Below are 18,528 nucleotides of genomic sequence, written 5' to 3' on the forward strand. Positions count from 1 at the left end.
GGATGACGGGGGGCGATTGCGCCGCTCAATGCGAAGGCCCGCCGCGACTTTCGGTCGCGGCGGGCCCTATTCGCTTGTGGGACAGGCTCAGCCGAGCAGGCGCCAGTCCTCCAGGCCCTCGTAGAGGGGGAAGTCCTGGGCCAGCTTGGAGACGCGCTGGCGCAGCGAATCCAGATCGGCGGAGCCGGTGAGGGCGGCCGCGATGATCTCGGCGACCTCGGTGAACTCGGTGTCACCGAAGCCGCGGGTGGCCAGCGCCGGGGTGCCGATGCGCAGGCCCGAGGTGACCATCGGCGGGCGCGGGTCGAACGGAACGGCGTTGCGGTTCACGGTGATTCCGATTTCGTGCAGCAGATCCTCGCCCTGCTGCCCGTCGAGCTGCGAGTTGCGCAGGTCGACCAGCACCAGGTGCACATCGGTGCCGCCGGTCAGCACATTGATGCCCTTGGCGGTGCAGTCGGCGGCGGTGAGACGCTCGGCGAGAATCTTGGCGCCGGACAGGGTGCGCTCCTGGCGCTCCTTGAACTCCGGGGTCCCTGCGATCTTGAACGAAACCGCCTTCGCCGCAATGGCATGCATGAGCGGTCCGCCCTGCTGCCCCGGGAACACCGCCGAGTTCAGCTTCTTGGCGAACTCCTGCTTGGCCAGGATCAGACCCGAGCGCGGTCCGCCCAGGGTCTTGTGCACGGTGGAGGAGACGACATCGGCATGCGGCACCGGCGACGGGTGCAGACCCGCGGCGACCAGACCGGCGAAGTGCGCCATATCGACCCACAGGTACGCGCCGACCTCATCGGCGATCTCGCGGAAGGCCGCGAAATCCAGCTGCCGCGGGTAGGCCGACCATCCGGCGACGATCACCTTCGGACGGGTCTCGCGGGCGATCTTGCGCACCTCGTCCATATCGACGCGGTGGTCTTCCTTGGAGACGCCGTAGGCGTGCACCTCGTACAGCTTGCCCGAGAAGTTCAGGCGCATACCGTGTGTGAGGTGACCGCCGTGCGCGAGATCCAGGCCGAGCAGCTTCTCGCCCGGGCTCATCAGCGCCATCAGCACCGCGGCATTGGCCTGCGCACCCGAATGCGGCTGCACGTTCGCGTACTCCGCGCCGAACAGTTCGGTGACGCGGGCGCGGGCGAGATCCTCGACGATGTCGACGTTCTCGCAGCCGCCGTAGTAGCGGCGGCCCGGGTAGCCCTCGGCGTACTTGTTGGTGAGCACGCTGCCCTGCGCCTGTAGGACCGCGCGCGGCACGAAGTTCTCCGAGGCGATCATCTCGAGGGTGTCGCGCTGGCGGGCGAGTTCGCCGCCCATCGCGGCAGCGACCTCGGGATCGAGCTCAGCGAGGGACTGGGAATTGACAGAGGAGGTCGTCTGCGTCACGGCGCCGAGTCTATTGGCCGTGGTCGGAGTGTCGGCCAGGGGGTTCTGTGGTGTGTCGATTACTGGATGCTGATCCATCGCAACCTCCGTGCTCGGAGAGCTCTCGGGGGTACCGAAAGTCCTCTCGCCCAGCACCCAGGCGCGCGGTGCGGGACTTCGGTGCTTCCCGGTGGTTGCTTCCACCTCGAGTGCGCCAGTCGCGGTGCGCCCATCCTATCCGCACCCCGAATTCGCGGATCGAGCCCGACTCGACAACCGCTCGATGCCCCGAAAAACAGGGGCGCCGCAATTGTCGGCGCAGCGGAAGCGGGGGATTTGCCGGAGCAGTGGACAGCATCACAGATTCAGGCTATGGCGCGGGCGAGAATCTCGGTATTGTTGCGCATCGCTGGCCTCACTGCGCCAGTGTCATTGGCCCAACTGAATTTTCGAGGTAGAGAATGCTGTACAACATCGCAGGCGGCGGTATCCAGGACATGATCTTCGCACTGCTGAAGTCCATGTGCACCATGTCCAGCGGCGGCGCTGCCTGCGCCGGGTGGGGCGCGTAAGCCCCCGAAAGCATCGGCGGGGAGTCCCCTCACATCCGGCGAATCGCGCCGGGTGTGAGGGGTTCGTCCAAGAGGCGGCGGAATCGCTCGGACCGCTCCGGCGCATCGGCCGCCTTGTCCAGCCAGCCGCCGAGTAGGCGATAGCCCTCCACATACGTGGAGATGTAGGCACGCCACAGCGGCGAAGACAGAAAGCGCAGCGACTGCCGCGCCCGATCCGGCGTCACCAGACTCCAGCGCTGCAGGAACTCCGCGACATCATCGGCGCTGCGGCCCCGATCGTGCAGCAGTAGCGCCGCATCCTGGCGCACGCCCAGCAGTTTCGCCGAGGCGGTCGAAATCCGTTCCGCGCGTTCACCATCGAAGCGCAGTCCGAGGTCGGCGTAGATCTCCTGCGCCCACCGGCCCCAGCCCGGGCCGACAATCGACCGCAAGGCCAGATCGGCCAGGCCCTCGGCCATCAGGCACTGCGGGGTGTTCACCACGAAGAGCGTCTGCTCATCCTGTCCGGCCGCCACCAGCCCGGCCTCCTTGCGGCAGTGCTCGGTGTGATGACCGGGATACGACTCGTGCGCGATCAGATGCGGCAGCTGTGACAGATGCTGTTTGAGATCGGAGTTGATGGCCACCCGGGACCGATAGTTCCCCAGGTAGTAATTGAAGCCGGACCACGGCTTATCGCCGACCACCTCGTACTCCACCCGTTCGTGATCGGGTAGCGGATAGTGTTCGCGGACCAGTTCGCGCAGTGCGCTGGAGAAGGCGTCGACACATTCCCGGAGTCGTTCGGGCGGAATCTCGTCACCGCGGCGATGGGCGGTAATGCGATCGAAGAGCGCGCCCTCGCCGGGCAGCGCCTCGTCCAACCGCCGATGCGCCTCGCGGTAGTCGTCCTCGTCGCCGGGCGCGATATCGACATCGAAGTAGGCGCGCACCTCATCGATGAAGGAGATGTCGTCACCCGCGAATTTGCGGCCCGAGCACTCCAGCGCGCGCAGGTGCGCGTCCAGGAATTCGGTGCGCTCGGCGGTGAGCCCGGCCTCGGGCAGTTCCTTGCGCAGTGCGGCGGCCTGGTCGGCGAGGTCGCGCGGCTGCGGTGCGGGTGCGTTCTCGATCTCGCGGCGCAGGGCCGGATCACCGGTGTAGGCATCGACGAAACCCTCCTCCAGCCGGTCGAAAGCCAGCCCGAGGCGGAGGTATTCGGTGACGAGTGGATGCGCTGCCATAACAGGCGACTGTATTGGATTGCACGGCTTCCGGTGTCGTGGACGGCACCCCCGCTATGGCATATGTCACGTGGGTTACCGGCCAGTAGCAACACCTGGTGTTCACCCGGTTGTTGGACCCGAGCACAATTCGGCTATGCGTTGTCGGCCGATCCTGGGACGTGGATAAATGGCACGGATGAGCGAGCCGAGTCCCTATGTGGAATTCGACCGGAAGCAGTGGCGCACACTGCGTAAGTCGACTCCCCTGGTGCTCACCGAGGAAGAGCTGACCGGCCTGCGCGGTCTGGGCGAGCAGATCGACCTCGAGGAGGTCGCCGAGGTCTACCTGCCGCTGGCCCGTCTGATTCATCTCCAGGTCGCCGCCAAGCAGCGCCTGTTCGCCGCGACCGCGACCTTCCTCGGCGAGACCCACCCGGATCGCCAGGTGCCGTATGTGATCGGTGTGGCGGGCTCGGTGGCGGTCGGCAAATCCACCACCGCCCGCGTGCTGCAGGCGCTGCTGGCGCGCTGGGATCACCATCCGCGGGTGGATCTGGTCACCACCGACGGATTCCTGTATCCGACAGCCGAACTCACCCGGCGCGGCATCATGCATCGCAAGGGTTTCCCGGAGTCCTACGACCGCCGCAAACTGCTGCGCTTCGTCACCGAGGTGAAATCCGGGGCGACCGAGGTGTGCGCACCGGTCTACTCGCATATCGCCTACGACATCGTTCCGGGCGAATTCCACTGTGTGCGCCAGCCCGACATCCTGATCGTCGAGGGCCTGAACGTGCTGCAGACCGGACCGCGGCTGATGGTCTCGGATCTATTCGACTTCTCCGTCTACGTGGACGCGCGCATCGAGGATATCGAGAACTGGTACGTGCAGCGCTTCCTGTCCCTGCGCGAAACCGCCTTCGCCGATCCGAATTCGCACTTCCACCACTACGCGCGCTTCAACGACTCCGAGGCCACCAGTGCGGCCAAGGAGATCTGGAACAACACCAACCGGCCGAATCTGGTGGACAACATCCTGCCCACCCGCCCGCGCGCGACGCTGGTGCTGCGCAAGGACGCCGATCACGCCATCAACAGGCTGCGCCTGCGCAAGCTCTGAGTTTCATAGTCGCCAGGCCGCGTCCAGCCGCGCCGCCACATCGATATCGGTGGCTGCCTGGATATTCGGCTTGCAGATCTCCGCGGCGATATAGCGCGAGACGAAGCGGCGGATCTCATGATCGACGCTGGCCAGAATGCGCAGCAGCTCCCCGCGCCGGGACGCGCTCGCCACATTGATGCGCACATTGCTGGGTTGCGGCTCGTCGATTTCGATGAGCACCCGCAGCGGTTCGGCGGTGCGGACGGTGAGGTGCAGGTGAATGGTGCCGTCCACATGGAACCGATAGCGGTCCACCGCCAGGTCGATGAGCAGATCGACATCCAGCGGGATCACCAGATCGTACGAAATGTAGTCCTGCGGTTCACGATTCAATCGCGGTTGCCCCAACCGCACCGCCGCCGAGAGTTTCGCGATGCGCCCGGGCCCCACCCCGATCGGACCGAATTCGAAGGCCTCGCCGGTGAGTTTCTCGAATGCCCCCGCTATGCGCTCCGGTGAGGCCGCGTACTCCAGGAACCGGCGACCGAACTCCTCATAGCTGAGGTAGGACTGTACATCCGCCGGGCCGCTCCGCCCTTCGTTCAGCTCACTCATGCACTCCGACGGTACGGCAGCGACAAGCTCGCGAACCACGGAAGCCATTGCACTGCAACACAACCGTTGACTTGCCGTGTTGCAAGCACAACCGGGATCACCCGCCGAGGCGGCGTGCTAGACGCCGAAGCGGCGGTGCCTGGCGGCGAAATCGCGCAGGGCACGCAGGAAGTCGACGCGGCGGAATTCGGGCCAGTACGCCTCGGTGAACCAGATCTCCGAATACGCGCTCTGCCACAACAGGAATCCGGAGAGCCGCTGCTCACCGGAGGTGCGGATCACCAGATCCGGATCGGGCTGCCCGGAGGTGTACAGGTGTTGCCCGATGGCGTCGACGGTGATCGACTGCACCAGATCCTCACCGGTCTCCCCGGCCTCGACCTCCTGGCGCACCAGCGAGCGCACCGCATCGGTGATCTCCTGCCGTCCGCCGTAGCCGATGGCCACATTCACGTGCACGCCGCTGCGGCCGCTGGTGCGTTTGGCGGCCTCCCGCAATCGCCCGGCCACATCCTCGGGCAGCTGATCGAGCGCACCCACGATGCGGACGCTCGAATTCTGTTCCGGCGCGGAGAGTTCGTCGACCACATCGGTGATGACCTCGAAGAGCGTGTCCAGCTCGTCCTGATCGCGGCGCAGGTTCTCGGTGGAAAGCAGGTAGACGGTGACCATTTCGATCCCGGACTCACCGCACCAGCCGACCAGCTCGGCGATTTTGAGCGCACCCACCCGATGTCCGTGACTCACATCGGTGAAGCCGTTCTCGCGCGCCCAGCGCCGATTACCATCGCACATCACGGCAACGTGGCGCGGATGCTGCTTACCTGCCAGTTGCTTGGTCAACCGCGCTTCGTAAATGCGATACGGCAGTCCACGGACCTGACTCGCAAGCTTCACGGAGAGGAACAGTACGCCCCCGCGGCGGCTGCCGGAGCGACCGGGACGGTGGTCTGAAACAGGACCGCAGCCGGATACGGACGACCCGGACGAGTCGATGAGTCGCCGGACACTTCCGGGCAATGCGCCGCGAACCTACGGTACCGTAGGTTACCGAGGAGGAACCTGTGTCCGATACCGTGCCACCGCCACCCCCCGCCCCCGCGGCGGACGCCCCGCTCCACGCGCCCGGCCTCGTAGAGAAGGGACTCGCGGCCGTGGGAGACGAGCTCACGCTGATCAAACCTCGTATGCGCGGCTGGATTCACGCCTGGGCCGTCGGTATCGCCGCCATCGCGGTGATCGTGCTGGTGAGCGTGGCATCGACCGTCTCCGCGACCGCCGCCTGGTCGACGGCCGTCTACGGGCTGACCGTCTGCGGCGTTTTCGGTATCAGCGCCACCTATCACCGGGTGAACTGGCGAACCGCCCGCGCGCGCATGTGGATGAAGCGGGCCGATCACTCGATGATCTTCCTGTTCATCGCCGGGTCGTACACGCCGTTCGCCCTCCTGGGCGTGCGCGGCCGGGCCGGAACCATCCTGTTGATCACCGTCTGGGCGGGTGCGCTGGCGGGTGTCGCATTGAAGATGCTGTGGCCCACCGCTCCTCGATGGGTCGGGGTTCCGCTGTATCTGCTGCTGGGCTGGGCCATTGTGCCGGTGGCCGGGACGCTCATCTCGAATGTCGGCTCGACACCGGTATTGCTGCTGCTCGCGGGCGGTATCGCCTATAGCGTCGGCGGAATTCTGTATGCCGCGCGCTGGCCCGATCCGTGGCCGGAGGTCTTCGGGCATCACGAGTTCTTCCATGCCGCGACGGTGGTCGCGGCGCTCTGCCATTACATAGCCGTCTGGTTGGTACTGCTGCGCTGAGTTCCGACGCGGCGCCGAGCAATTACTCACAAACGTGCACTGAGGGCCGAAAGGTCTCTAAAGTCCTGAGAAACACCCGGCCGGACGACCCCTAGGCATGACACCGCAATGACACCACCGACCGTCGCCCGCGCGACGCCCATGGCGACGTGATCAGCAGACTCATTCTGTGGGCGCTGCGCGCGCGGTGGGGTTTGTCGGCCGTGGTCATGGCGTGCAACCTCGGCGGTCTCGCGGTCATCACCATCGAACTCTGGCTCAGCGGGTTCTTCGGCCGCCTCGGCCCGGAGTGGGTGAACACCTTCACCCAGGTCGCCATCTATCCGAGCATCGGCGCGGCCATCGGCATCGTGCTCGCGGTGCGGGATCGGCAGTTGAACTTCGGCTGGCTCGATCAGCGCCGACCGCCGACCGAAGCCGAGGCACGGCGACTGCTCCAGGTGCCCTTGGCGGTCACCCTGCGTGCCCTGGCCATCTGGGTGCCCGGTGTCATCATCGCCGCGGCGGTGTTCGCGCACGCCACGCCGCAGCGGGATTTCGCGGTGGTGCTGTCCATGTTCACGCTCGGCGGGATGGAATCGGCGGCGATCACCTATCTGATCGTGGACCGGTTGATCCGGCCCACGATTCCGGTGGTCGCGGAGGTGCTGGACGATACCGCGCACTGGAGTTCGACCGTGCTGATGCGGGTGCTGGTCACCTTCGCGGTGGTGGGCGCGGTGCCGCTGTTCATGCTCATCACCGTGCTCGCCGACCCGTCCTCGGCCTATCCGGATCGGGTGCGCACCGCCATCTACCTTGCGGTGGTGGGACTTTCGGCCGGATCGGTCGCCACCGCGGCCCTGGCGCGCGCGGTCGCCACCCCCATGCACACCCTGCGCGACGCACTCGACCGAATAGCGCACGGCGATCTCGACGTGCGGGTGCCGATCGGCAGCACCAGTGAGATCGGTCGGCTGGAGCATTCGGTCAACGAACTCGCCACGAATCTGCGTGAGCGCGAACGGATGCGGACCGTCTTCGGGCGGCACGTCGGCCAGGAGGTGGCCGAGCGGGCGCTGTCCGGGAACGATATCTCCGGGGTCACCAATCTCACCGGCGATACCCGGGTGGTGACGGCCCTTTTCGTGGATGTCACCGGATCGGTCGCGCTCGCCACCGAACTCGCGCCGCACGATTTCGTCGCCAAATTGAATCGGCTGCTGTCGATCGTGGTGGCGGCCACCGAGGAGAACCACGGGCTGGTCAACAAGTTCGAGGGTGATGCGGCGCTGTGCATCTTCGGCGCGCCCCTGGCCTTGGACGACAATGCGACCCCGGCCCTGCGCGCCGCCCGGCGGATTCGCGATGAGGTGGTCGCCGCCGGTGAACTCGATATCGGCATCGGGGTGGCGCGCGGGGTGGTCTTCGCCGGTGATGTCGGCGCGGACACCCGACTCGAGTTCACCGTCATCGGCGACGCGGTCAACGAGGCCGCCCGCCTCACCACCGAGGCCAAACTGGTGCCGCGCCGCATTCTGGCCAGTCAGGCGGTTATCGACGCCGCCGCCGAGTTCGAGCGCAGTAAGTGGGAGCTGCGCGACATCCTCCACCTCCGCGGCCGCAAAGAGCCCACTCCAAGCTGGACCGATATTCCGTCCCGCACGTCAGCCCGCCGCAACGGCACCGTCCCGCCGGGCGAGCGGGAGTCGGCCGCACCCCCGGAGACCGCCGCCGACCTGGCAAACGATCACTAGTCATGCATGGCATTCGCGGTGACGAAGGAACGGTACGAGAGCGGAACGGTACACATGCCCCGGACTGTAGGGACCGCGACCGGGGCTGAGCAAAGGGTTTTGTCCTACTCGGGGACTAGTCGGATCGGTACCTGTGGGGGATTCGGCGATGGGGTGGGAGAGGTCACGCTGGAAGCATGACCGACGTCAGTGCTTCGCATCGATTGCCCGCCACCCCGGAACCCGTTCGCGCACCGCTACTTTCGCTGGCCTACCGGGCGATCGTCATCGCGCTGCTGGCCGGGGTGGGTGAGACGGTGCTGCGTGCCGGCATCGCCCTGGCCGATCCGGACACCAATGCCGGTGGGCTGGTGTACGGATTACTCATCCGCGCCGCCATCTACCTGACCGTATTGACCGTCGCGGTGCGCATGGCCGCCGGAATCGGCTGGGCGCGAATAGCTTTGATCCTCGGCCTGGGAACCGTCGGGCTGGCGTCGCTGGTCGCCGAGCCGATCGGCGCGGTGTTGTCCGGAACGGTGTCGGTGGACTGGAACGCCGGATCGTTGGCGATCGGTGCGCTTCGGACGGTGCATATCATCGCGGTCCTGGTCGCCGTCCCCGCCATGATCCGCGCGGGCATGCGGGTTCGGGGGTTCCGGTAGTAATCGCCGAAAAAACAACGGATATGCGTAATCCTTTGTTAGCGAACTAGTTTCGCGCTCGGGCTGCGGGTTTGGGCTGGTAGTGCTTGGCTTGGCGCTGATGTGAGTGGTCGCCGTGGAGGGGTCGGGGTTCGCGGCAACGCGGGGTATTCGCGGACGGGGGAGGCTGGTCAGGTCGCCCATGGCCTGTGGCGACGGTTTGAAGCTGGGTGTTCGCAATCCTCCCGTTGCCGGTCATCGCCGGCTGTGGCGGAATCGCGGTGTCGATGAGGACGGCGGCTTCGCGGGCGGTGTCTGCGAGCCGCGCGGCGACGGCCTTCTTGTAGTCGCGTGCGCACTGGGACGCGCGCGGTGCTGCGGGTCGTGGAGTTCGACGGCGATGTAGGGGCGCAGGGGTGTCGTGGGGGATGTCGAAGGCGGGTCGGGGTGGTCACCGAGGGTTCTTTCGATGGTGGTCAGCGCTGCCGGGCCGGCCGCACGACGATTTCGTTCACGTCGACATCGGCGGGCTGATCGATGGCATAGGAGATGGCCGCGGCGATGGCGTCCGGTGCGAGGGCGTGTGCCCGATAGGCGCGCATCGCCTGCGCCGCAACGGGATCGGTGATGGAATCCGCCAACTCGGAGGCGACCACGCCTGGTGAGATGGTCGTGACCCGGATCGACGGATCGCATTCCTGACGCAGACCCTCGGTGATCGCCCACGCGGCGTATTTACTCCCCGAATACACGGCGCTGGTCGGCACCACCTGGTGCGCACCGATACTCGCGACGGTGACGAAGTGTCCGAATCCCTGATACCTCCGTGCCCGGCGAGCGCACCTTCGCCCCGAGCAGGTGAATCTGCCGTCTTCGGGGCCGCGCCGGGTCCCGGGCTTGCGGCGCGAGGAAGTGGCTCTGCTGGTCGGTGTCAGCGTCGACTACTACATACGACTCGAACAAGGCCGCGAGCGCGGGCCGTCGGTTCAGGTCGTCGATGCGCTGTCCATCGCGTTGCGGCTGACCGAGGACGATCGGCAGCATCTGCTTCGGCTGGCCGGGCTCACGCCCCGAGCTCGGTCGACCGCCGTACGCGACCGCGTCGATCCGAGCCTGCTACAGCTGATGGACCTCTGGCCCGGCAATCCCGCCATTGTTTACAACCGCGCCTACGACGTGCTCGCCTCCAACGCGCTCGCCGACGCGCTGTTCCACGATTGGGCCCATTCACGCAATCTGATGCACGTCGTGTTCGCCGATCCCACCGCGCGCACCTTCTACCGGGACTGGCACGAGGTCGCCCGCAACTCGGTAGCCGGGTTCCGGCTCGGTTACGGTCACGCACCCGACGACCCACGGATTCAGCAGGTGCTGACCGAATTACTCGATCGCAGCCCCGAATTCGCGCATCTGTGGACCCGCCATGACGTGCGCGGCAAGGCCCTCGAGCGCAAACGCTTCGACCACCACGCCGTCGGCGCACTGACCCTGACCATGCAGACCTTCGACGTCCGCTCCAGCCCCGGCCAGGAACTCGTCGTCTACCACGCCGAATCCGCGTCCCCCAGCCACGAGGCCCTCGCCCTGCTGGGTTCGCTGGCCGCCACCAGTCGCGTGGAGTCTTTTGGTTCCACCGACCCTCTCATGGTCTCCGAACAGGGGCCGCCCGCCGAGCCCTGATCAAGAATCGGGCGAGCGCTCCGAAGGCAACCACGGCGGACGGCCCAAAGTCATCGATGACGACTCACTCACCTTCGCCGGCATGCTTGTGGTCGGGATCCACACCACTTACGCCCCAACGGCTTTCGGTGGATCTATCCCGAGGTGGCAGTCCAGCTCAGACCGGGGGCCGCAGCGCCGTGCGCACCTCCGCCAGCGTGGTGACCGGCAGATCGCAGACCGAGCCCCGGCAGACATAGGCGGCCGACAGGTCGTGCACCGGTGGGCGGTCCGCCAGCAGGGGCTGGGAGTCCTGGTCTCCGGAGACGATCACGGTGCCGCCGGGGGCCGCCACGCGCGCGGCGGTGAGTAGACAGGCCGCCCAGCCGTCCAGATCGGCATCACCGGCGGACACCGCCACCTGGATGGGACCGCGCAGCGCGGCTTCGGCCACCGCGAGCCAATGTCCCGCCGAGCGTGGGGCTTTGGCGAGCAGGACGGTGCCGCGGGCGAGGGTCTGATCGGCCAGCTCGCGGTATCGCAGGGCCTGCTCCGGATCGCTCAGCGCGGCGGCGGTGAGCAGTGCGTCGGCGAGAACCGAAGTGCCGGAGGGGGTTGCGCCGTCGATCGGATCGCGGGGGCGGGTGACCAGGGTTTCCGCGTCGTCGGCGGTGTCGAACCAGCTGCCCGGGGTCTCCGGGTCGGCGAAGTGCGTGATGGCGGCGTCCAGAATCCGCTGCGCCCGCGCCAGCCAATCGCCACTGCTGGTTTGGTGCAGGGTGAGCAGTCCCAGTGCGAGCCAGGCGTAGTCCTCGAGGACGCCCGGCGCGGTCCCGGCGACACCGCCGAGCGAGGCGCGACAGGGGCGGTCGTCCCGGACATGGGTGTCCAGCAGGAAGCGCGCGCAATTCTCCGCGGCGGCGATCCACACCGGATTCAGATGTGCCGCACCGGCTTCGGCGAGCGCGGTGATCGCCATACCGTTCCAGGCGGTGACCACCTTGTCGTCGCGTTCGGGCTGCGGCCGTCGTTCCCGGGCATCGCTCAGCATGCCCCGGACGCGTTCGAGACGCTCGTACTCCGCGTCCTCCGGATCGGCGTACCGGGTGAGCACCGACGTGCCGTGTTCGAAGGTTCCCGCTGTGGTGACGCCGAAAACCGCTGCGGCCCAAGCTCCGTCGATCGCACCGAGGACACCGTTCAGCTCCGCCGGAGTCCAGACGTAGGTGGCGCCCTCGACACCGGGTTGCCCCGGCTCCAGATGCGTATCGGCGTCGAGCGCCGAGGCGAATCCGCCCTGCGCGGTACCGAGATCGTTCAGCAGGAACTCGACGGTCTCCCGAGTCACCCTGAGCGCCAGCGGTTCCGAGGCGTCGGGCGCGGCCAGCGGATCCCGCCAGGGCGCATCCTGTCCGTCCTGGCCCCGGCGCGCCAGATGCGAATACACCCGCACCAGCTGTGCGTTGTCATAGAGCATCTTCTCGAAATGCGGCACCACCCAGGCGGCATCCACCGAATACCGCGCGAACCCACCCCGCAGCTGGTCATAGATCCCGCCCCGCGCCATGGCCTCGGCGGTGAACGAAACCGCCTGCAACACAGCGGAGTCGCCGGTCCGCTCATAATCGCGCAACAGCCCCTCGAGCAAGGCCGACGGCGGAAACTTGGGCGCGCCGCCGAACCCGCCGTGGCGCGGATCCAGGTCCTTCGATATCGAGGCCACCGCATGATCCAGCAGATTCGCGGTCAACCGGCTGCTGCTCTCCGGCAACCCCGCGGTCTGCTGCCGCAACGCCTCCCCCACCTGCCCCGCCGCCTGCTCGACCTCACCCCGCCGATTCACCCAGGTATCGGTGACCGCGGTCAGCAACTGCGTGAACGAGGGCATCCCCTGCCGAGCCGTCTTCGGGTAATACGTCCCGCAATAGAACGGCTCCCCCGCAGGCGTCAGGAAACAGGTCATCGGCCACCCGCCCTGCCCGGTCATGGCCACGGTGGCATTCATGTACACCGCGTCCAGATCGGGCCGCTCCTCCCGATCCACCTTGATACACACGAAGTTCGCGTTCATCAGCGCGGCCGTCTCCGCATCCTCGAACGACTCATGCGCCATCACGTGGCACCAATGGCAACTCGCGTACCCGATCGACAACAGAATCGGTACGTCCCTAGCCGCCGCCTCCGCCAGCGCCCCGGCACCCCACTCCCGCCAATCAACCGGATTGTCAGCATGCTGACGCAAGTAAGGCGATGTCGCACCAGCCAATTGGTTCACGGTTCCAGCCTCCCACGCCCGGTAAGCACACAGCGTGACCCACGCACTACCGCGCAGGGGCGAACGGTACACGGGCGCACAGCCGCCACGGCACCTACCATCCGCCCCCGTTCCTACTAATGCGCCATCACACAGGACTAGTTACATCATCATTGTGCCAACCGATCCGGACGGCGCTCGGAGGCGCTCAGCCTGCGATCTTCGGTGGCCCCGGCTCCCGAGTCGACGCCCTTCGGGCGATCATGCGGCCGGGCGGCATCCGGTTCGAGGTCCGTCCGCCTGGCTCACCGGAACCGGGTGGAGCCGTTCGGCCGACCGGATCAGAGCCCTGCTGGGTATGGCGCCCGCCTGGTCTCGTAACGGAGCAGATTGAAGAAGTCCGTCATTGCGACGGCGACGGGCGCGTCGCGGATGAGCATCGCCGCGGCGGTCTCCGGGATCCCAGTTGGCGCCTGGCCTGACGCGTACGCACGCAGGCGGGACTCGCGCTGATCACGACCGAGACCGAAGAGCTCGGTCACCAGCCACTGCCCCGTGTACATCGCGGCGTAGCAGCGGTCGTAGTTCACGTGCCGCTCGAAGAAGGCGAGCTCGTCCGCCGCCAGCTCGAACCGGGAGGAGATCGCCAGTCCATAGTCTGCGAAGTAGAGGCGCTCGCCGTCTGTGAGCAGATTCTGAAAGTGTGCGTCGAAATGCAGCAGGCCGTTGGCGTTCATGAACGCGAGACCTGCCGCCAGGTCCCGATCCGCCATGGCCAACGCGCGGTCAGCGGCCGCACCGTCGGCCCGGAGCTGCTCACCGAGCCAGTCGAATAGGTTCCGTGGGATGTATCCAGGAATAGCGCGAGGCTCGCCGAGGACGAGCGCTGCTCCTCGAGTCGCCGTCGGATCTGTGCCCCGCCTCCCCAGTATTCGACGACCCGATCGACATCGGCCAGCTCCTGGGGCAGCGGCGTCGTATCCGGCAGAACGCGCCAGTGGTACATCAGCGGGACTCCCGCGAACTCACCCGCCAGCGCCCAGTTGGTGGTCATGGCATGCGCGGCGAGTTCGCGCCACGCTCCGAACCCCGGGCCGCCGATGCCGTAGTGGCAAAACATCGGTAGTTCGAAAAGATTGGCCGTGGAATGGACGTTCTCGGGCCGCAGTTCCAAGTCCGTCAGCGGTACCCGCTTGACGAACACCGGCCTCCCGGCGACCTCCAACAACACCGACTTCCCGCCGATGCCCGATCCGACCGGCTCCGCGGCGTCCAGCGCCTGCTGCAACGCGAGATCGCTGAGCAAAGCCAGGGACGTCGCGACGGAACCATATGCGGCAAGGCGTGTTTCGGAGCACAGGGACGACATGGACATCAGACTGTACTAGCGCCGAACCGGCCAGCGCAGAGGCGAGAGATCGACCCATGTCGCCCGGCTCTAAATCTCGACACCGGCAGCACCCCCGCACCCGGCGGAACACTCGTCCATTCGGCTGCCCGCTGTCTTGTTTGGCGTCGCACTCCTCCGGGCCGCACTGACGGCCCGCTCCGCGATGTGGCGGCCTATACCTCCACGATGCGAATCTGCTTGCCGCACAACTTGGTTAGGTCATCCACAGCCGAAGTCATGAGCACGACCGGCTGCACCGCCCGCAGCGCTCGGCCTCGCACACGGGCGGGCGCATCACACGGCACCGCGCCCGCTCGATCGCGATCTCGCGGCGCAGCCACCGCCGACCTCCGTTCGGCCGGAAACGCTTGCCTGCCAAGAAAAGAACTAGGATCCTGATGTACGGCAGTGGCCGGTCGGCCGCCGATCGCGCTCGTCGCCGAGCAGCAACGGGAGGGTTCCCATGAAGCGGCGGGTATCCGACAGACCGGCGGGTTTCGTGCCGATACTGGGTCGCAGGGCGACGTTCCCGCTGATCTATCCGCTGGCCGGGATCGCTCGCGAACCGCCCCGGCGGGCCGGGAGCAGCAGCGCGGGCAGGACCGCGACGGCGGCGATCACGAGGGCGTACCAGTACGTTCGGGTGAATGAATCGAGGTCGGGGGGTTGGGACTGCTGATCGCGCTGGATCAGCACCAGCAGGGCGGCCACGCCGAAGGAGCTGCCGACACGCAGGCCGACATTGGTAGCTGTTGTGGCCGAAGCGATTTCGGAGTGGCGCAGGGTTTCGTAGCTGGCGCCCATTGCCGCGGGCATGACCATGCCGTGCCCCAGGCCGATCACGAACAGCATTGTCATGATCAGGATTTCGCCGGTGTTCGGGTGGATCTGGGTGAGGCCGACGATGCCGAGCAGGGCCACCGGCAGTCCGGCGAGGATCAGAAGTCTCGGGGAGTATGCGTCGCTGAGCTTGCCGGTGATGAGCGTGGTGATTATCGCGCCCACTCCGAGCGGCGCGACCAGCGCTCCGGAGCGCAGCGGGCTGTCGCCGTCGACGATCTGAAAGCTCAACGGCAGCAACGCCATCAGGCCGGAGATGGTGCCGATATAGAGGAACATCATCGCGTTGACCGCGGCGAAGCTCCGATTCCGTAGCAGCCGGACGTCGACCAGCGCCGTGTCACCCCTGCGGTGCGCGTGCCAGAGGTAGCAGCCGACCAGCGCGACCCCGGCCAGCACGGGCGCGGCGACGCGAATGTCGGTCGGACTCCTACCGCTGCCCGCCTGCGCGGTGCCGTACACCAGTGCGCCCAAACCCGGTGACAGCAAAGCCAATCCGAGGAGGTCGAGCCTGGCGTCGGGGTCGCGGACCGGATCGGCGGGCAGCAGCCGCATCGCGGCGAGCACCGCGATCGCACACAGCGGAATGTTGATGAAGAACATCCACCGCCAGGACAGGTGTCCCAGGATCAGGCCGCCGACCGTCGGGCCGAGCACCGGGGCGAGCATCGCGGGCACCGCGACCGCGCTCATCACGCGCCCCATGCGGGCGGGTCCGGCGGCGCGGGCCAGCATCGTCTGCCCGATCGGCAGGATCATCCCGGCGCCGAAGCCTTGCAGCACCCGAAAGACGATGAGAGCCGTTATGTTCCAAGCTATTCCGCACAGGATGGATCCGGTGATGAACAGCAGCAGCGAGACGATCCACATGGCCTTGGGACCGAATCGGGTGATCGCCCACCCGGTCAGCGGGATACTGGCCGACAGTGCCAGGGTGTATCCGGTCAGCACCCACTGGATCGCGGTGAGCGAGGCATGGAACTCGGTGCCGAGGGTTTTCACGGCAACGGTGGTGATCGTGGCGTCCAGGATCGTCATGATCGCGCCGAGGACGACCACGGTCACGAGCTTGCGCAGTGCCGGGTCGAAGTCGGTCGACGCCGGGGGTGCCTGTGTCATTTGTTCTGTCCCTCATCGATATCCGGTGACAACCAGCCGCGGCGCGGGCGGATATAACCGGGCTCGAGCACATAGCGGTAGAGGACGCGGATCGGAGCGGGCAGGAAGCCGAGCATCTTGGCCCGCGCCTCGGCGGGCGCATCGTCCAGTGCCCACGGCAGGTACTCGGTGACGGCGCGAATTCCATTGCGTTTGCGCATTTCCGTACCGAAGGCCGCCCATCCGGACGGGCCGACGGTGCGGTCGATGAGCGGTAGCGCCAGCTGTTCCTCATGGGTGAAGTGCGTATCGAGCGCGGCGGCCAATGCGTCCACATCGGACCGCGGTCCGGGGCCGCCGTCCGCGGTGGCGATACCGTGTTCGACCTTGCCCAGCAGGTCCTCGATGCCTTCGTGCTCGGCCTCCATGTCGTCGAGAATCGCCAGGTCAGCGGGGTCGGTGACGGTGGTGCGCACCAGCGGCCAGAGCGCGTGATCCTCGGTGCTGTGATGGCGGTCGAGTTGACGCCGGAAGGTCTCCCAGCCGATCCGCACCGAGGGTTCGGTGAGGCGATTCTCGGCGACGGCGGCCGTGAGGCGGATCAGGTCGCGCATAAAGGCGTCGTGGGCCAGATACATTCCGAAGAAGTCGATCGTGGTGGCAGGTCTGTGATTATCCATGGCTCTTCGCACTCGCTATCGGTGAAAATCTTTGTGCTACAGCAGGTTCGAGTACCGGGGCTCACGGCATGACCGAGCCGCCCGCAATGTCGAGCGTGATGCCGGTGATCCAGGACGATGCGGCGGAGGCGAGGAACAGCGTCGCGGCGGCGACGTCGTCGGGGGTGCCCAGCCGGCCGAGCGGGAAGCCGCGCGTCAGCTGCTGCCGTTGTTCGTCGGATATGGAATGTCGTACGCGCTCGTGTTCGATCATGGCGGGCGCGACACAGTTGACCCGAACACCCTGCGGTGCGAGTTCTTTGGCCAGATGGCGGCTCATTCCCACCACACCCGATTTGGCCGCGGCGTAGGCGGCGGCGGCCCGGGTGGCCTGCCGGGCCGCCGAGGACGCCATGGTCACGACGGTGCCGCGACGAGCGGTCAGGTCCGGCAGGAAGGTCGAGATGGTCAGGAAGGCCGCCGTCAGGTCGGAATCCACGACGTGCCGCCAATGTTCGGCGTTCTCCTCGATCGACGGCACGGGTTGGCCGTAACCACCGGCGAAGGCGATCACGATGTCGACCCCGCCGAATCGATCCAGCACCAGCGCCCGCAACCGGTCCAGATCGGGTTGGGCGGTGCAGTCGGCCACGGCCGCGAGGGCCCGGCCGCCCGCATCGGCGATCGAGGTCGCGACGCCGTCCAAGGCATCACGGTCGCGGCCCACCACCGCCACCGCGACGCCGTTGCGGGCCAGCGCGGCGGCGGTGGCCGCGCCGATCCCACGGGAACCGCCGGTCACCACGGCGGTCTTGCCCGCCAGATCCGGATGGTCGGCCGGCACTACAGGGTCCCGAGTAGTCACACCACTGTCCCTTCGCCCGCACGGTGTCCCATGCGATTTAATTTAGTCAGACGGTGTGTATGAATAAATCAGCCGCACCCGGTAATGTCAACGCTCATGAGTCCCCGCCAGTACAACCTGGGCAAGCGCACCGCTCAGATCGAGCAGAGCCGCCGCCAGGTTCTCGATGCCGCCCGGGCACTGCTGGGCGAGACCGACAACTATCACGGATTCACCCTCGACGCGGTGGCCAAGCGCGCGGATGTCTCCCGCGCCACGGTCTACTACCAGTTCGGATCGAAAACCGGTCTGCTGGAAGCGGTCTGCGATGATCTCGCGGTAGCGGGCGGTCTCTCCGAACTGGTCAAGGCATTCACCAACCCCGACCACCGCGCCGCCCTCGCCGAATTCATCACCTGCTTCGCCCGATTCTGGCAAGCCGACCGCCCCGCCATGCGCCGACTCCGCGCCCTGGCCGCCCTCGATGCCGAGGTCCACGCGGTGATCAGTGCCCGCGACGAGCGCCGTCGCGAGGGCTTGGCGGTGCTGTCCGCCCGATTCGCCGAGGGTGCCGCGCCCGCGCCGGACACCACCCAGCGTGTCCGTATTCTGTTGGCCCTCACCAGCTTCGAAACCTTCGACACCATGGCCGGACCGGACGGCGACCTGTTCGCCGCCGTCCCCGTGATCACCGGCCTGGCGGCCACCGTGCTGGGAGTCGAGGAAAGCGACGTGGCGGCGGATTGAGCCGGGTG

At 67.0% G+C, this 18,528-nt stretch carries 15 protein-coding genes, 2 pseudogenes and 1 riboswitch; of the genes and pseudogenes, 6 read left to right on the forward strand and 11 right to left on the reverse strand.

Going from position 1 to position 18,528, the window contains the following annotated elements; genetic code table 11:
• Positions 1-87: 87 nt before the first annotated feature.
• Entirely contained in the window at positions 88-1,383 is a 1,296-nt protein-coding gene (glyA, locus tag NA10_RS28855) for a serine hydroxymethyltransferase (RefSeq protein ID WP_067573605.1), read from the reverse strand.
• Between the two features lie 126 nt (positions 1,384-1,509).
• A riboswitch (ZMP/ZTP riboswitch) is annotated at positions 1,510-1,594 on the reverse strand.
• 369 nt (positions 1,595-1,963) lie between these two features.
• Positions 1,964-3,160, reverse strand: a complete 1,197-nt coding sequence (locus NA10_RS28860; RefSeq protein WP_067573562.1) for a DUF885 domain-containing protein — start codon at positions 3,158-3,160, stop codon at positions 1,964-1,966.
• Positions 3,161-3,329: 169 nt separating this feature from the next.
• Between NA10_RS28860 and coaA the strand changes: the two genes are divergently transcribed.
• The gene (gene coaA, locus NA10_RS28865) at positions 3,330-4,262 is read left to right on the forward strand and encodes a type I pantothenate kinase (protein WP_067573564.1); all 933 of its coding nucleotides are present in this window, start codon (positions 3,330-3,332) and stop codon (positions 4,260-4,262) included.
• Positions 4,263-4,265: 3 nt separating this feature from the next.
• Here the strand turns inward: coaA and NA10_RS28870 are convergent, their stop codons facing one another.
• Both NA10_RS28870 and NA10_RS28875 read right to left on the reverse strand, forming a co-directional pair.
• The gene (locus NA10_RS28870) at positions 4,266-4,859 is read right to left on the reverse strand and encodes a hypothetical protein (protein ID WP_067573566.1); all 594 of its coding nucleotides are present in this window, start codon (positions 4,857-4,859) and stop codon (positions 4,266-4,268) included.
• A 117-nt stretch (positions 4,860-4,976) separates the two neighbouring features.
• Positions 4,977-5,756 (reverse strand): isoprenyl transferase, encoded by a 780-nt coding sequence (locus tag NA10_RS28875; protein WP_067573568.1) that lies wholly within the window; start codon positions 5,754-5,756, stop codon positions 4,977-4,979.
• Between the two features lie 167 nt (positions 5,757-5,923).
• Between NA10_RS28875 and trhA the strand changes: the two genes are divergently transcribed.
• The 3 genes from trhA (at position 5,924) to NA10_RS28890 (ending at position 9,050) form a co-directional block, all read left to right on the forward strand.
• On the forward strand, positions 5,924-6,670 hold the full coding sequence (gene trhA / locus NA10_RS28880) for a PAQR family membrane homeostasis protein TrhA (protein WP_373862443.1): 747 nt from the start codon (positions 5,924-5,926) through the stop codon (positions 6,668-6,670).
• Positions 6,671-6,819: 149 nt separating this feature from the next.
• Positions 6,820-8,406, forward strand: coding sequence for an adenylate/guanylate cyclase domain-containing protein (locus tag NA10_RS28885; RefSeq protein WP_245677972.1), 1,587 nt, complete (start codon positions 6,820-6,822; stop codon positions 8,404-8,406).
• Positions 8,407-8,582: 176 nt separating this feature from the next.
• Positions 8,583-9,050 carry a hypothetical protein gene (locus tag NA10_RS28890; RefSeq protein WP_067573570.1) on the forward strand — a complete coding sequence of 156 codons (468 nt, stop codon included), beginning with the start codon at positions 8,583-8,585 and terminating at the stop codon, positions 9,048-9,050.
• A 455-nt stretch (positions 9,051-9,505) separates the two neighbouring features.
• On the opposite strand, the pseudogene NA10_RS28895 reads toward NA10_RS28890, so the two are convergent.
• Positions 9,506-9,847, reverse strand: a pseudogene (locus NA10_RS28895) (SDR family oxidoreductase); the annotation flags it as partial.
• 1 nt (position 9,848) lies between these two features.
• On the opposite strand from NA10_RS28895, the pseudogene NA10_RS28900 reads away from it, so the two are divergent.
• A pseudogene (locus NA10_RS28900) lies at positions 9,849-10,709 on the forward strand (helix-turn-helix domain-containing protein); the annotation flags it as partial.
• Between the two features lie 157 nt (positions 10,710-10,866).
• On the opposite strand, the gene NA10_RS28905 reads toward NA10_RS28900, so the two are convergent.
• The 6 genes from NA10_RS28905 to NA10_RS28925 form a co-directional block, all read right to left on the reverse strand.
• On the reverse strand, positions 10,867-12,963 hold the full coding sequence (locus NA10_RS28905; protein WP_067573572.1) for a thioredoxin domain-containing protein: 2,097 nt from the start codon (positions 12,961-12,963) through the stop codon (positions 10,867-10,869).
• A 320-nt stretch (positions 12,964-13,283) separates the two neighbouring features.
• Positions 13,284-13,679, reverse strand: a complete 396-nt coding sequence (locus tag NA10_RS38305; RefSeq protein WP_218021605.1) for a hypothetical protein — start codon at positions 13,677-13,679, stop codon at positions 13,284-13,286.
• Complete coding sequence (locus NA10_RS38310) at positions 13,676-14,317, reverse strand: hypothetical protein (RefSeq protein WP_218021606.1); 642 nt, start codon at positions 14,315-14,317, stop codon at positions 13,676-13,678. The genes NA10_RS38305 and NA10_RS38310 overlap by 4 nt, the downstream gene beginning before the upstream one ends.
• Positions 14,318-14,869: 552 nt before the next feature.
• Positions 14,870-16,291: an MDR family MFS transporter gene (locus tag NA10_RS28915; protein WP_067573574.1), complete on the reverse strand. Its 1,422-nt coding sequence runs from the start codon at positions 16,289-16,291 to the stop codon at positions 14,870-14,872.
• Complete coding sequence (locus NA10_RS28920) at positions 16,288-16,950, reverse strand: hemerythrin domain-containing protein (RefSeq protein ID WP_067573576.1); 663 nt, start codon at positions 16,948-16,950, stop codon at positions 16,288-16,290. Before NA10_RS28920 ends, NA10_RS28915 begins: the two co-directional genes overlap by 4 nt.
• Before the next feature lie 61 nt (positions 16,951-17,011).
• Positions 17,012-17,794, reverse strand: a complete 783-nt coding sequence (locus tag NA10_RS28925) for an SDR family NAD(P)-dependent oxidoreductase (RefSeq protein ID WP_245677973.1) — start codon at positions 17,792-17,794, stop codon at positions 17,012-17,014.
• A gap of 96 nt (positions 17,795-17,890) precedes the next feature.
• Here NA10_RS28925 and NA10_RS28930 point away from each other — a divergent pair, with 96 nt between their 5' ends.
• Positions 17,891-18,520 (forward strand): TetR/AcrR family transcriptional regulator, encoded by a 630-nt coding sequence (locus NA10_RS28930; RefSeq protein WP_067573580.1) that lies wholly within the window; start codon positions 17,891-17,893, stop codon positions 18,518-18,520.
• Positions 18,521-18,528: the final 8 nt, after the last annotated feature.

The organism is Nocardia acidivorans NBRC 108247 (assembly GCF_001625085.1).
Lineage (GTDB): Bacteria > Actinomycetota > Actinomycetes > Mycobacteriales > Mycobacteriaceae > Nocardia > Nocardia acidivorans.